Source organism: Streptomyces sp. SLBN-8D4 (genome assembly GCF_049739545.1).
Taxonomy (GTDB): domain Bacteria; phylum Actinomycetota; class Actinomycetes; order Streptomycetales; family Streptomycetaceae; genus Streptomyces; species Streptomyces canus_C.
The window spans coordinates 2,702,436-2,715,710 of the sequence record NZ_JBMGQC010000001.1; the positions used below are offsets into that span (position 1 = coordinate 2,702,436).

Genomic DNA, 13,275 nt, shown 5'->3' on the forward strand with positions numbered 1-13,275 from the left:
TGAACGGGACTTGCCTGTGCAGGGTCACGCCCATGGGCCCGGAAGCCGACCGAATGGCGGCGGGCCAGGGCCACCACCCGACGGCCCAGGTGTGACCAGCCTCGTGCGACACCCTTCGAGCGGTCGCTCATCGCTTTTCCTCGGTGGCCTCGCCCCCGGGCCGAGTGCCCTCGGGTCGGCGCGCTTCGTCCTTGCCCGTGGTGCGGCGGACGGCACCGGGACGCGTGCCGCGGGCCGGGCGGGAGCGCGGGCGGGATTCCTCGGCGCAGGGCTGTCGCCCCTCCGTCTCGGTGGGATGGGGACAGGCATCGGCGCGAGCGCCGGGACGCACCCGCTTGCGTCGACGGGAGGCCGCGGGCGGTGGCGTCGGCAGATTCCGGTCGGCACCGGACGGGCACGACGGCAGCGCTCCTTCGGCGGGGGACGGACACACAGCCGGTGCGTCCTCGGGGTCCCCGGACACCTCCATGGTTCCTTCGCAGGCGGCCGGGGACGACGCCCGATTTCCGTCAGGGCCGGGCATGTTCAGCCCCGCCATGTCCTCGCCCGGCTCCGCCTCGGCGGACCGAGCGGCCTCCGGCCGCGCGCGTGCATCACGTCCCTCGCGCTCCGCTCGCAGGCAGCGGCGGATGGATTCCGGGTCGAGTCCCTCGTTGCAGGCCTGGTGCAGGAGCCGGGCGAAGAGGTAGCTGGGATCTGCGCCCAGGGCCATGGCCAGCGCCTCCCTGGCCTCGATCTCGTCGCCCGCGGACCAGGCGACCCATCCGGCGAGCGTGAGCGGCGCCGCCGCGTGCTCGCCGTAGGGTCCGACACACCGGCGGGCCAATGCGCGCCACAGACGCAGGGCCGGTCCGGCCTCCTCCGCTTCCATCCATTCCGCCGCGCGGTCCCGGGTCGTGCGGTCCTGCAGACCGAGGATGAGCTCCGCCGCGTGTTCGTGCCCCAGGAGTTCGTCGTCGCGCAGGTCGGCCTGGAGCGGACCCGACACAGGCGCCGCCTCGGCGAAGCGTGCCATGGTGCGCCTGGCCAGGCGCAGCGTCCTCTCGGCCACGTCCACCCGGCTCGCCTGGTCGAGCATCCTGGGAACCAGGGCCATGCCGGCTGTGTCCAGGGCGACCTCCTGCTCCAGCGCGGCCGCGGTCTCCCAGGGCTGGAGCCTGGCCCGCAGCTCGCGAAGCGTCCCGCGCACCTGCAGTCCGGCGTACGTGGCCGCGGCGGCGAGCACCGATGTTCCGGGCAGACCCATCGGAAGTCCCTCCGCGGGGCAGCAGTCCTCGCTCGGACAGCAGTACGACCAGTAGCGGCCGTCGGAGATGCACAACGCCTCGATCACAGGAACGTCGAGCCGACCGCACTCCGTGCGCAGCAGGCCGGCGAGCGGGGCGAGCCGCTCCGTGATCTGCCTGCCCGTCTCACCGGCCCCCGGCTCCTGGCAGAGGTAGGCGACCATCTGCTCGGGGCGGCCGCCCCTGCGCTCGCTGCCGGTGATCAGCCCGTGGGCCAGTTGCCGGGCCACGGCCGGCCAGTCGTCCGTGTTCGCGGGAATGCCCAGCCGGGCCCGCCCACCGAACCGGCCGCGGCCGCCCCGGTCGTGCAGGGCGACCAGAACGATGCTGTCCTCGGGCCGGTACCCGAGCAGGTAGGGCAGGGCGTCGGCCAGTTCGCCCGGAGTCCGCAGGGTGACCTGGTGTTCGGCGCCATGGGCGTCGAATCCGACGCGGTCGCCGATCCCGGAGCCGTCGTCATCCCGCCCGTCGCCGATCCGGCCGGTGCCGTTCCGGCCATCGCCGGGCCCTCCGGTGTTGCTCCGCCCGTCGCCGTGCCGTCCATCGCCATTCCGTGCGTCGCGGTTCTCGCGGTCGTTGCCGTTTGCGGCGGATCCGGTCGTTTCGCTGTGGTTCGTCATGCGCAGACGATCTCGCGGATCTTGAGGTTCCGTTTGGACCTGTGGATAAGTCCGATCAGGACCACGACAACCCCCGTCCGGTCATCCACAGCCGGGACGCCGGGACGCCCCGCTGTCGGAGGCGTCCTGTTGTATGGGGGCATGACGCACACGAGCAAGACGGAGTTGCGCGAGGCCGCCGACCGGATCCTCGTCCGGCTCGTCGGGGACGGCACCGGATCGGCGCGGCTGCGCGAGGATCAGTGGCGGGCGATCGAGGCGCTGGTCGCCGACAAGCGCCGGGCCCTGGTCGTGCAGCGCACGGGATGGGGCAAGTCCGCGGTGTATTTCGTGGCCACGGCCCTGCTGCGCGAGCGCAGCTCCGGGCCGACCGTGATCGTCTCTCCGCTGCTCGCGCTCATGCGCAACCAGGTCGAGGCCGCCGCCCGGGCCGGCATCCACGCCCGGACCATCAACTCCTCCAACCCCGAGGAGTGGGAGACCATCCGCGCCGAGGTCGCAGCGGGCACCGTGGACGTGCTGCTCGTGAGCCCCGAGCGGCTCAACAACCCGGACTTCCGCGACAACGTCCTGCCCGAGCTGTCGGCCGCCACCGGCCTCCTCGTCGTCGACGAGGCGCACTGCATTTCCGACTGGGGCCACGACTTCCGCCCCGACTACCGCCGGCTGCGCACCATGCTGACCGACCTCCCGCCCGGGGTGCCGGTGCTGGCCACCACCGCCACGGCCAATGCCCGGGTCACCGCCGACGTGGCGGAGCAGCTGGGCACCGGCACCGCTTCGGACGCACTGGTCCTGCGCGGCCCACTCGACCGCGAGAGCCTGAGCCTCGGCGTACTCCAGCTGCCCGACGCCGCCCACCGGCTGGCCTGGCTCTCCGATCACCTGGACGACCTGCCGGGCTCCGGCATCATCTACACGCTGACGGTGGCCGCCGCCGAGGAGATCACCGCCTTCCTGCGGCAGTGCGGGCACACCGTCACCTCGTACACGGGAAAGACGGAGAACGCCGAACGCCAGCAGGCCGAGGAAGCCCTCCTCGCGAACAAGGTCAAGGCGCTGGTGGCCACCTCCGCGCTCGGCATGGGGTTCGACAAGCCCGACCTCGGCTTCGTCGTCCATGTCGGCTCGCCCTCCTCCCCCATCGCCTACTACCAGCAGGTCGGCCGCGCGGGACGCGGTGTGGAGCACGCGGAGGTGCTGCTCCTGCCCGGCCGTGAGGACGAGGCGATCTGGTCCTACTTCGCCTCAGTCGCGTTCCCGCCCGAAGAAGCCGTACGGCGCACCCTGGACGCTCTCGCCCGGGCGGACCGGCCGCTGTCGCTGCCCGCGCTCGAACCGCTGGTGGAACTCAACCGCACCCGCTTGGAGATCATGCTCAAGGTGCTGGACGTGGACGGCGCGGTCCACCGGGTCAAGGGCGGCTGGATCGCCACCGGAGCGCCCTGGTCCTACGATGCCGAGCGCTACGCCTGGGTCGCCAAACAGCGCGCCACCGAGCAGCAGGCCATGCGCGACTACGCCACCACCACGGACTGCCGTATGGAGTTCCTGAGGCGGCAGTTGGACGACGAGCAGGCGGCTCCCTGCGGGCGCTGCGACAACTGCGCCGGCCCCCGTTTCACCGCCGACATCTCCGCTGCCGCCCTGGACACGGCGGGCGGCTCGCTCTCCCGCGCCGGTGTCGTGGTGGAGCCCCGCCGCATGTGGCCCACGGGCCTGCCGGCCATCGGCGTCGACCTGAAGGGCCGTATTCCGTCCGGCGAACAGGCTTTGCCGGGTCGGGCTCTCGGGCGACTGTCGGACATCGGCTGGGGCAACCGCCTCCGACCGCTGCTCGCACCCCAGACTCCGGACGCCCCCGTCCCCGACGACGTGGCGAACGCCGTCGTGACCGTTCTGGCCGACTGGGCCAGGTCGCCCGACGGCTGGGCCTCCGGCGCCCCGGACGCGCCGGCCCGCCCTGTCGGGGTGGTCACCGTTCCCTCGCGCGGCCGGCCCGAGTTGGTCCACTCGCTGGGCAGCCGGATCTCCGCCGTCGGCCGCCTCCCGTTCCTGGGGTCCCTCGCCTACACGGACCACACCGACGACCTGGCCCTGCCCCGCTCCAACAGTGCTCAGCGACTGCGTGCGCTGCACGGGGCGATCGTCGTGCCTCCGCCCCTGCGGGAAGCGCTGCAGGCAGCCGCAGGTCCCGTCCTGCTCGTCGACGACATGACCGAGACCGGCTGGACCCTCGCAGTCGCCTCCCGACTGCTGTTGCGATCAGGTGCCCAGGGGGTGTTGCCTCTGGTGCTGGCCGTACGTGGCTGAGCAGGAACCGCAGTCGACAGAGCGTCACGCGCGCGACGGATGCGGGCCTCCCACAGCGGGGCTCGGAGGTCCCGGGCGTCTTCCGCTAAAACACTGGGTAGGGATATAAGCCACGAACGACCTGATTCGGGTCGGCGGACCCAATTGCTCGTTGCCGCAACCAAGTTCGACAGGAAGAATTGAGGTCCGCTCCCCGCACGGCTTGTCCGTAGACCGGTAGACCGGTAGGGCTCTGCTGCGGTGCGCGCTCCCCCGAATCCGACCCCGCCCGCCGTATGGGCGCGTAGCCGAAGGGAGGACCGTGACCTTCGGACTCGCTCCGTCCTCCGCGGCGTCCACGTCGTCAGCCGACCTGTCCGCCGCATCCGCCAACCCTATGGCCCGTCTGCTCGAACCCGCCGAGTGGGCCGAGGCCGGCATCCCGCTGCTGCGCAACCCGCGCGAGGTCGTCAGCGGGTTGCACTCGCGGCACCGTCCCAAACCGGCGACCGCGATCGTGGCGGTCCTCGACCCGGACGAACGGCTGCGTGCGAGTGCCTCGTTCACGCGCCGTCCGGCACCGGCCGACGGCTGGATGTTCCGGAACACGCTGCTGGCCCAGCTGCGCCGGGTGATCCCGCACGACCTGCGTCGCCGCACCCCCGTGCGCACCGCCGTGCTGCTCTACTGCCGCGAGGGCGACGCGCGTTGGACGGAGGAGGACGGTGCGTGGATGTGGGGACTGCGTGACGCCTGCACCCTGCACGGGCTGCGTTGCGGGGCGTACATCACGCTGACGCGCGACGGCTGGCAGGTGCTCGGCGAGGGACGCGGCGGACGCCGGCCGAACGCGGACTCGGCGCCGGAGCCCTTCGCCACGTCCGAGTCACCGCCTCTGCTCCCGCGTACCGGCGGCGCCGCCTCGGAGGTCCTGCGCCGCGCGGCGGCTCGCTGAAGCCGAGTCCGCCCCGATCACCGTTCTTCGGCCGTACGTCCGTGACGTACGGCCCACGACGTCGTGACGTATCGGGTGCGCACGTTTCCCTGAACCGACTTGGCGCACCGGGTGCCCACGCCCCTGAACCGGCTTGGCGTGAGGTCCGAACCGGACGTCCGCTCAAACGCGGGCATGCCTGAGGGCTCGCCGTGCAGGTGCCGCGCAGGCGGCACCCTTCCTCGCCCCCGGGTGTCCTTCCGGACCTACCGAAACCGGCTCAGACGCCGGCGCCCAGTACCGAGTTGATCTGCTGCGGGTCGCCGCAGACGATCAGCAGGGCACCGGCCCGGGCGTGGGCCAGAGGCAGGGCCTCGGCGACCGCCTCGACGGAACCGCCGTTGACGGCGACCACGACCACCGGACGGGACGCGGCACGCGAGGCCGCCGTGGCGTCCGCGTAGAACACGTCGTCACCGGCGTCGTGCTGGGCCCAGTAGGCGGTTTCACCGAAGGACAGCTCATGGGCGGCCCACGGATGCTGTTCACCGGTGGTGATCACCAGCACCTCCCCGGGGGCACGGCCGGACTCCAGCAGAAGGTCTACGGCTTCCTCGGCAGCATCGAGCGCACCGACGGCCGAGGCCGGGATGAGCTGGATCTGCGGGGCCGCCGAAGCCGCAGCTGGAGCCGAGACCGGGGTCGGGGCGGAGGGGGCAGGGGCAGCGGGGCCCGGCACTGCGGGCTTGGCCACGGCCACGTCGTGCGGCGTCCGCTGCACCGGCGGCGCGGGCCGCAGCGGGCCGGGACGACCGGGGCGCGGCGGAGCCACGGGGCGTGGACCGGGTACGGGACGGGGGGTCGGCGCGGTGCGGCTGCTGGCCGGAGTGGCGCGGGGACCCTGGGCACTCTCGTGAATCTGAGGCTCCTCGGGAATGAGAGGCATGGGCTGATATTTATCAAACGTTGGTGCGGCTCGCGTCAGCGGGTGGCACATCAGTGCGAGCGGAATCGTCAGAAATCGAAGCCGAGTTGGCCCTCGATCGCCGGAACGCTTCCGTCCGCCCAGGTGCGGGCCTTCTTGAGGTGCCGCCACTGAGGCAGCGCATCAAGATACGCCCACGACAACCGGTGGTACGGGGTGGGGCCCCGAACCTCCAGCGCGGCCTTGTGCACGGGTGAGGGATACCCGGCGTTGGCCGCGAAACCGAAGTCTGCATGGTCGATACCCAGTTCGGCCATCATTTTGTCGCGCTGAACCTTGGCGATCACCGAGGCCGCCGCTACCGCCACACAGGACTGGTCGCCCTTGATCACGGTCCGGACCTTCCAGGGCGTTCCGAGATAGTCGTGCTTCCCGTCGAGGATCACCGCGTCCGGCCGGACCGGAAGTGCCTCCAGGGCACGCACGGCGGCGATCCGCAGGGCGGCCGTCATGCCCATGTGGTCGATCTCTTCCGGAGAGGCGTGGCCCAGGGCGTACGACGTCACCCATGTCCTCAGTTCCCCGGCGAGTTCGGTGCGGCGTTTGACGCTGAGCAGCTTGGAGTCGGTGAGGCCTTGGGGCGGTCGGCGCAGTCCGGTGACCGCCGCACAGACGGTGACAGGGCCGGCCCAGGCACCTCGCCCCACCTCGTCGACACCGGCGATGATCTTCGCTCCGGTCGTGGCACGAAGAGAGCGCTCGACGGTGTGAGTAGGTGGTTCGTACGGCATGGCACCCTTAGCGTACGCCGTTCTGATCACCCTGCGACACCCGGTTTCCCCGGACGGCGTCGAGACGTCCACGAAGAGCGCTCACGGTCCGCTCGACCGCAGCAACGGCAGCATGAACTGGTCGATCATCTCTTTGACATCCTGGTCACCCCATTCGCTACCGCGCATCTTGGAGCGATACATCATCATGGCGGGGATGGCATCGAAGACGTAGTCGTTCGCCGCGTCAGGCCGCACCTCACCCCGCTCTATTCCACGGGTGATGATCTGGCGGAGCAGCTTGACGCTCGGCTCCACGACCCCGTTGTAGATCACCGCATGGAAGCGCTCCGCCTGAGCCTGGTCGCATTCGTGAATGACCGAACGCAGCGCGAAGCCGGGGCGCGAGAACATCGCCTCGCGCGCTTGGCGGCACAGCTCGAGCAGGTCCTCGCGCACACCGCCGAGGTCGGGGACCTCCTCGAAGCGCGGCAGTCCGGCCCGAAGGGCGTCCGCCACGAGGTCCTCCTTGGACGGCCAGCGGCGATAGACCGCGGCCTTGCCGGTCTGGGCTCCGGCGGCGACGCCTTCCATCGTGAGGCCGTTCCAGCCGACCGTACTGAGCTGGTCCAGCGCGGCGTCGAGAATCGCACGCTCCAGCACGGCGCCGCGCCGACGGAGGGAGGCCGTCTGAGCGGGGGCGGCCGTCCAGCGCGAGGTAACCATCTGAGTGTCTCCAGCGAACAGGGAAGCGGGGATTTCGGGGAGGGACGGGACACCGCGCGGCGACACAGGGGGACACGCCACGCGCCAACAAACTTAAGTGAACGCTTGCGTTCACTACTGGGGACTCACTACCGTTGACGCAACAGTGAACGCGACCGTTCACTAAGGCGCTTGTGGGGGACCCATAGTGACAACCTCTCAGTTGATCAAGGATCAGAAACCAGGTGCGGCCCGCCGGGAAGGGCGACCCGGCATCGCGCTCGCCGTCATCGCGGCCTGCCAACTCATGGTGGTACTCGACGCGACGATTGTGAACATCGCGCTGCCGCACATTCAAGACGCTCTCAAGTTCAGCACCACCGACCTCACCTGGGTCGTCAGCGCCTACACGCTCACCTTCGGCGGCCTGCTGCTCCTGGGCGGCCGCGCCGGTGACATCCTCGGGCGCCGCCGGGTCTTCATGACCGGCATCCTGCTGTTCACCTTCGCCTCGCTGCTCGGCGGTCTCGCCCAGGAACCCTGGCAGCTGCTGGCCGCCCGTGTCCTGCAGGGCGTGGGTGGCGCCATCGCGTCGCCGACCTCGCTGGCGCTGATCACCACCACGTTTCCCGAAGGGCCCGAGCGGAACCGGGCCTTCGGGGTCTTCGCCGCCGTCTCCGCGGGCGGTGGCGCCATAGGCCTGCTGGCGGGAGGCATGCTCACCGAGTGGCTCGACTGGCGATGGGTGCTCTTCGTCAACGTGCCGATCGGTGTGCTGATCGCCGTACTCACCCCGCTGTACATCAGCGAGTCGCAACGGCACAGCGGCCGCTTCGACATCGCGGGCGCCCTGACCTCCACGGGAGGCATGGCCCTGCTGGTCTACGGCTTCATCCGCGCCGCCGACGAGGGCTGGCGGGACAACCTGACCATCGGGTCCTTCGGGATCGCCGTGGTGCTCCTGCTCGCCTTCGCGTTCATCGAGTCGCGCGCCAAGGAGCCGATCACCCCCCTGCGGATGTTCGCCGACCGCAACCGCTCGGGCACGTACGTGATCATGCTGAGCCTCGCTGCCGCGATGTTCGGCATGTTCTTCTACATCGTGCTCTTCGTCCAGAACGTCCTGGACTACACCCCGATCGAGGCCGGTCTCGCCTTCCTGCCGGTGACCGTCGTCATCGCGCTGGGCGCGGGCCTGTCGCAGCGATTCCTGCCGGTGCTCGGCCCCAAGCCGTTCATGCTCGCCGGTTCGGCGCTCGCGGTGACCGGGCTCGCCTGGCAGGCCCTCATCAGCTCCGACAGCTCCTACGTCGGCGGAGTCCTCGGCCCCATGCTGATCTTCGGCTTCGGCATGGGTCTGAACTTCGTGACGCTGACGATCACCGCGGTCTCCGGCGTCGCCCAGCACGAGGCGGGTGCGGCCTCCGGGCTGCTCAACACCACCCAGCAGGTCGGCGGTTCGCTCGGTCTGTCCATCCTGACGACGGTGTTCGGGTCGGCCAGCAAGGACGAGGCGGAGAAGCAGCTGCCGCATTTCATGGCCGACGGTTCGGCGGCACAGAAGGCGGAGTTCGCCAAGACGCACCAACTGCCCGCCCCGTGGGGACACGAGGTGCTCGCCCAGGGCATCTCGTCGGGCTTCGTGGCCGCCGCCTCGATGGCCGTACTGGCCCTGGCCACCGCCTGGTTGGTGATCAAGGTACGCAAGAGCGACCTGGAGGCGCTCGCCGGCACGGCGGGACCGGGTCTCGGCTGAGGGAGCCGGGCTCGCGGTGAGCCGCGGATGGCCGGTCCGAGTCCGTGGGATCGACGGCGAGGACGACGGTCCGGCCATCCGCACCAGAAGAACCGCGCTCATCAGGGCGAACAGCAGCAACCACCCCATGACTGCACCCCGCCCCTCTCACGTGCCTCCTGCGCGCACCGGCCCATCCGTCGCACCGCAACTGTCATGACAACGAGCCGATGGTTACGCAGAGTTCCCGTCATGCACAGAGAGTTTCGACAAGATGACGCGGTCCGGCACGGGCTCCTACTCCGGCACCCGCAACCACTCGGGAAACGCCTCGGTCCGTTCCACCCACTCGGCGGGCGGCGCCCCGGCCTTCCCCGCGGCGACCACACCGCCCACGATGGCGCAGGTCGTGTCCACGTCGCCGCCGACCTGGGCGGTCGTCCAGAACGCCTCTTCGTAGTCCCCCAGGGAGCGGGCGGCGGACCAGACAGCGAACGGCACGGTGTCATGGGCCGTCGTACGGCGCCCGCATCCCAGCACGGCCGCGACGGTGGTGGCGTCGCCGTAGTCGAGCATGTCGCGGGCTCGCCTGAGCCCCGCGCCGACGGCACTCTTCGGGACGAGCGCGATGACACCGTCCAGAAGCGCACCGGGGCTGGGCGCACCACCGGGGGCGGCGGCCAGCGCGGCGGCCGCCGCGACGGCCATGGCGCCGACTACCGCTTCCCGGTGCTGATGCGTGGGGTACGACGAGATCTCCGCCTGGTGGGTCGCCTGCTCCGGATCGTCCGCGTAGAAGGCGCCGAGGGGCGGGATGCGCATCGCGGCTCCGTTGCCCCAGGAACCCTGCCCGTTGAAGAGGGCCGCGGCGAGCTCGCGCCAGTCCCCGCCCTCGCGGACCAGCCGCAGCAGTCGGTTGACGGCGGGGCCGTAGCCCCGGTCGAAGTCGTGGTGCTCGGCGAAGGACTGGGCCAGGGCATCCTGGTCGACGCGGTGATGGGCGGCCAGGACGGCCACGACCGAACAGGCCATCTCGGTGTCATCCGTCCACTGCCAGTGGCCGGGCGGCAGCTCGCGGTTCTTGAGCAGGGGGTAGTTCACCGGCACGAAGAACTGCGAGCCCAGCGCGTCTCCCACGGCCAGGCCGCGCAGACTGGCCAGGGCGCGGTGCAGGCGCCCGTCGGGTGAGGAGTCAGCGGTCATCGGTCAGCCACTCTAATCGGTGATCCCGTACGGTTCCGGCTCCCGCCAGCGCCCGAAGGGCCGGTCAAGGGCGTACTTTCCGTCGTCCCCGAGAACGAGCATCCGCATCTCCGCGTTCCCCGGATTCGACAGCGACTCGAATTCGGCGACCGTCCAGTGGAACCAGCGCATGCAGAACAGCCGCATGGCCAGGCCGTGCGTCACGATCAGGACGTTCGGCGGATGGTCGGGCGCCTCGAAGCTGCGGAACAGGCTCTCCAGGAAGCCGCCGACCCGGTCGTACACATCGGCCCCGGACTCGCCCTGCGCGAACCGGTAGAAGAAATGCCCGTAGGCGTCGCGGTACGCCTTCTGAAGACGTACGTCGTCGCGATCCTGCCAGTTCCCCCAGTCCTGCTCCCGCAGCCGGGGTTCCTCGCGCACCCGTATGAGTTCGGGATCCAGATGAAAGGCGCGAAGGGTCTCGTGCGTACGACGGTACGGAGAGACGTACACGCTGACCTGTTCGCGGCCCAGCACCTCCCGCAGCCGCTTTCCGGTCTCCTCCGCCTGCCGCCAGCCCCGTTCCGTCAGGGCCAGGGCGTGATCGGGCTCGCGTTCATACACGGTGTCATCAACATTGCCCGTTGACTCCCCGTGCCGGACAAGGACGATTCGCCGTGGTCGTGCCATGCCAAGACCCTAGATCGAGTGAGGGCGTATCGAGGACTCGTACGGGCTCCATACGGCGTAGGTCACACATTTCCCGCACCATCGGCCGCGCAGGGGCGCACGTCCGGCGGGTTCGTACATCAAACCGTCCAGGCCGGTTCGAGGTCCAGGATGTCACCCGTGAGGGCGGCGACATCGGCCTCGGTCTGGGCCCGCAGGGCGAGCCGTTCCACCCGTTCGGTGCGGTACTTGCCGTGCTCGGCGGCCGACCGCCACATCGAGAGCACAAGGAACTCGTGCCCCGGAGCCTCGCCGAACAAGCCGCGGATCATGCCGGGTGAGCCGGCCATCGCCGGATTCCAGACCTTTTCCTGCATGAGGCTGAAGTGCTCCGCGCGCTCCTCATGGACGCGGCAGTGGGCGAACCGCACCAGGTCGGCGTCGGTGAACCGGGGCTCGAAGCCCGTCTTCACGTCGAAGCGGTAGTCGAACAGTTTGACCTGGATGTCCTTGAACGTGCCGGACTGGGCCGCCGCGAGCCGGTCATGGGAACGCGCCATGAAGGAGTCGTAGAAGGAACGGCTCTCCCAGAAGGAGAAGATGTGCGCCACACCCTGCCGTCCCCGGCTCCAGCCTCCGCCCTGTCCCCGAAATCCCGGCTCTCCCAGAAGCCCCGCCCACTTTCGCTGCCCCCGCTCGAAGCCGCGGCGGTCCACCACGGTGCAGCGAATCCACTTGACCAGCACCGCGCCATGGTAAGGCCACGGAGCGTGGCGCCGGTCACTCTCGCCGGCAGAGGTGACCCACGAGTGACACACGCGCGTGGCAGGATGGACAACCGGGCCTGCCCGATAGGCAGTTCGGACCGTGGTCGCAGGGGGAAGGGGAAATCTGGTGAGCGGCATCAACAAGGGGATCCGCAAGGTCGAGGTCGCGCTCAAGTGGGATCCGAGTCCGGCGGGGCAGCCGCCCACCGACCTGGACATCGTCGCCGCGACCTACGTGGCGGGCGATCCGTACGGCGATCCCGCCTATGTGGTGCACTTCGACAGCCGTTCCCCCGACGGCACCATCTATCTCAACCGGGACAGCAAGGACGGCAAGGGCTTCGGCTGGGACGAGGTCATGACCCTCGAACTCGACCGGCTGGACGACCGGTACACGCGCGTGGTCGTCGGCGCCGTCATCCAGCAGCGCTCCGCGCACCGCACCTTCGTCGGTGTGATCAACCCGGGTCTGCGCATACGGGAGGGCTACACGGTCCTGGCCGAGGACGACTTCGGCGGCGTCCTCGGCGCCACGGCCGCGAGGATCGGGGAGTTCGTACGTCAGGAATCCGGCACCTGGGACTTCCACCCGGGCATCCGAGGCTTCGACGACGACCCCGCGACGTTCACCCGGAGCATGGGCCGGCAGTGACGCCTCAGCCGGCGGTCCAGCCCGGGACCGTCGGCAGCACCGTCTCGGCGACGCGGAACAACGCGAGGTCATCGGGTGGGACGTCGTCCTGACGCCATACGGAGACCTCGTAGAAGCCGCCGCCGTCCTTGGTGTCCTTGGCGACCAGCAGGCTGCGGGCGATGCCGCCGGGGCCGGTGTCGACCTTGCCCCCACCGAGGTTGAACTTGAGGGCGACGGTCCGGTCCGAGTAGAGGACCGCCGGATGCCCGCCTATGGTCCTGTTCTGCGCCGAGCTCCCCAGGAAACCGGCCATCTCGGCCACCGGGATGTCGTCGTCGGACGTGGAGAGGTTCACGGTGTAGGTATCCAGCTGGACTTCCGCCTCGGGCGTGACGGTCTTGGTGCCGTCGGCCCAGTTGCCCACGCTCTCGTTGCCGCTGGCGTTCATCGCGTACTCGGTCGGAGTGCCGAGGAGTGTCGGCAGGTCCGCCCGGTTGAGCGCCGTGCACAACTGCACCCCTGAGACGGGCTTGGACGGCCGGGCGTCGTCCGATGAGTGGCACTCGGCCGGTTCGGGGTCGCCGGCCTTCTGCTGAAAGGTCCCTGACAACAATAGAGCCGCGAGACCCCCGACCACCACCAGTGCAGTTATGGCCTGGCCCCACGCGTTCGGGCCCTTCTCGGGCTCTCTCACGCTCACCACGACATCGGCAATCTGCTGCTCAGACATGTTCCCCGTGTCCCCCACCCTGC

At 70.2% G+C, this 13,275-nt stretch carries 12 protein-coding genes; 4 read left to right on the forward strand and 8 right to left on the reverse strand.

Annotated features, from left to right (window positions below; translation table 11 throughout):
* Positions 1 to 127: 127 nt before the first annotated feature.
* Positions 128 to 1,906 (reverse strand): DUF4192 family protein, encoded by a 1,779-nt coding sequence (locus RKD20_RS11845; RefSeq protein ID WP_424877702.1) that lies wholly within the window; start codon positions 1,904 to 1,906, stop codon positions 128 to 130.
* 141 nt (positions 1,907 to 2,047) lie between these two features.
* Between RKD20_RS11845 and RKD20_RS11850 the strand changes: the two genes are divergently transcribed.
* Complete coding sequence (locus RKD20_RS11850; protein ID WP_424877703.1) at positions 2,048 to 4,219, forward strand: RecQ family ATP-dependent DNA helicase; 2,172 nt, start codon at positions 2,048 to 2,050, stop codon at positions 4,217 to 4,219.
* 301 nt (positions 4,220 to 4,520) lie between these two features.
* Positions 4,521 to 5,153: a hypothetical protein gene (locus tag RKD20_RS11855; protein WP_381343097.1), complete on the forward strand. Its 633-nt coding sequence runs from the start codon at positions 4,521 to 4,523 to the stop codon at positions 5,151 to 5,153.
* Positions 5,154 to 5,412: 259 nt separating this feature from the next.
* Here the strand turns inward: RKD20_RS11855 and RKD20_RS11860 are convergent, their stop codons facing one another.
* The 3 genes from RKD20_RS11860 to RKD20_RS11870 all read right to left on the reverse strand — a co-directional run bounded on the left by RKD20_RS11860 (position 5,413) and on the right by RKD20_RS11870 (position 7,553).
* Complete coding sequence (locus RKD20_RS11860; protein WP_424877704.1) at positions 5,413 to 6,078, reverse strand: hypothetical protein; 666 nt, start codon at positions 6,076 to 6,078, stop codon at positions 5,413 to 5,415.
* 68 nt (positions 6,079 to 6,146) lie between these two features.
* A complete protein-coding gene (locus RKD20_RS11865; RefSeq protein WP_424877705.1) occupies positions 6,147 to 6,848 on the reverse strand; it encodes a ribonuclease HII in 702 nt (233 codons plus the stop codon).
* Positions 6,849 to 6,929: 81 nt separating this feature from the next.
* A complete protein-coding gene (locus tag RKD20_RS11870) occupies positions 6,930 to 7,553 on the reverse strand; it encodes a TetR/AcrR family transcriptional regulator (RefSeq protein ID WP_424877706.1) in 624 nt (207 codons plus the stop codon).
* A gap of 187 nt (positions 7,554 to 7,740) precedes the next feature.
* On the opposite strand from RKD20_RS11870, the gene RKD20_RS11875 reads away from it, so the two are divergent.
* Entirely contained in the window at positions 7,741 to 9,288 is a 1,548-nt protein-coding gene (locus RKD20_RS11875; protein ID WP_424877707.1) for an MFS transporter, read from the forward strand.
* Positions 9,289 to 9,564: 276 nt separating this feature from the next.
* Here the strand turns inward: RKD20_RS11875 and RKD20_RS11880 are convergent, their stop codons facing one another.
* The 3 genes from RKD20_RS11880 to RKD20_RS11890 all read right to left on the reverse strand — a co-directional run bounded on the left by RKD20_RS11880 (position 9,565) and on the right by RKD20_RS11890 (position 11,867).
* Entirely contained in the window at positions 9,565 to 10,470 is a 906-nt protein-coding gene (locus tag RKD20_RS11880; protein ID WP_424877708.1) for an ADP-ribosylglycohydrolase family protein, read from the reverse strand.
* Positions 10,471 to 10,482: 12 nt separating this feature from the next.
* Positions 10,483 to 11,142: a histidine phosphatase family protein gene (locus tag RKD20_RS11885; RefSeq protein WP_359432798.1), complete on the reverse strand. Its 660-nt coding sequence runs from the start codon at positions 11,140 to 11,142 to the stop codon at positions 10,483 to 10,485.
* A gap of 119 nt (positions 11,143 to 11,261) precedes the next feature.
* Positions 11,262 to 11,867, reverse strand: coding sequence for a YdbC family protein (locus tag RKD20_RS11890; protein WP_424877709.1), 606 nt, complete (start codon positions 11,865 to 11,867; stop codon positions 11,262 to 11,264).
* A gap of 148 nt (positions 11,868 to 12,015) precedes the next feature.
* Between RKD20_RS11890 and RKD20_RS11895 the strand changes: the two genes are divergently transcribed.
* Positions 12,016 to 12,540, forward strand: a complete 525-nt coding sequence (locus tag RKD20_RS11895) for a TerD family protein (RefSeq protein ID WP_424877710.1) — start codon at positions 12,016 to 12,018, stop codon at positions 12,538 to 12,540.
* A gap of 4 nt (positions 12,541 to 12,544) precedes the next feature.
* On the opposite strand, the gene RKD20_RS11900 is transcribed toward RKD20_RS11895, so the two are convergent.
* Positions 12,545 to 13,252, reverse strand: a complete 708-nt coding sequence (locus tag RKD20_RS11900; RefSeq protein ID WP_424877711.1) for a DUF6215 domain-containing protein — start codon at positions 13,250 to 13,252, stop codon at positions 12,545 to 12,547.
* Positions 13,253 to 13,275: the final 23 nt, after the last annotated feature.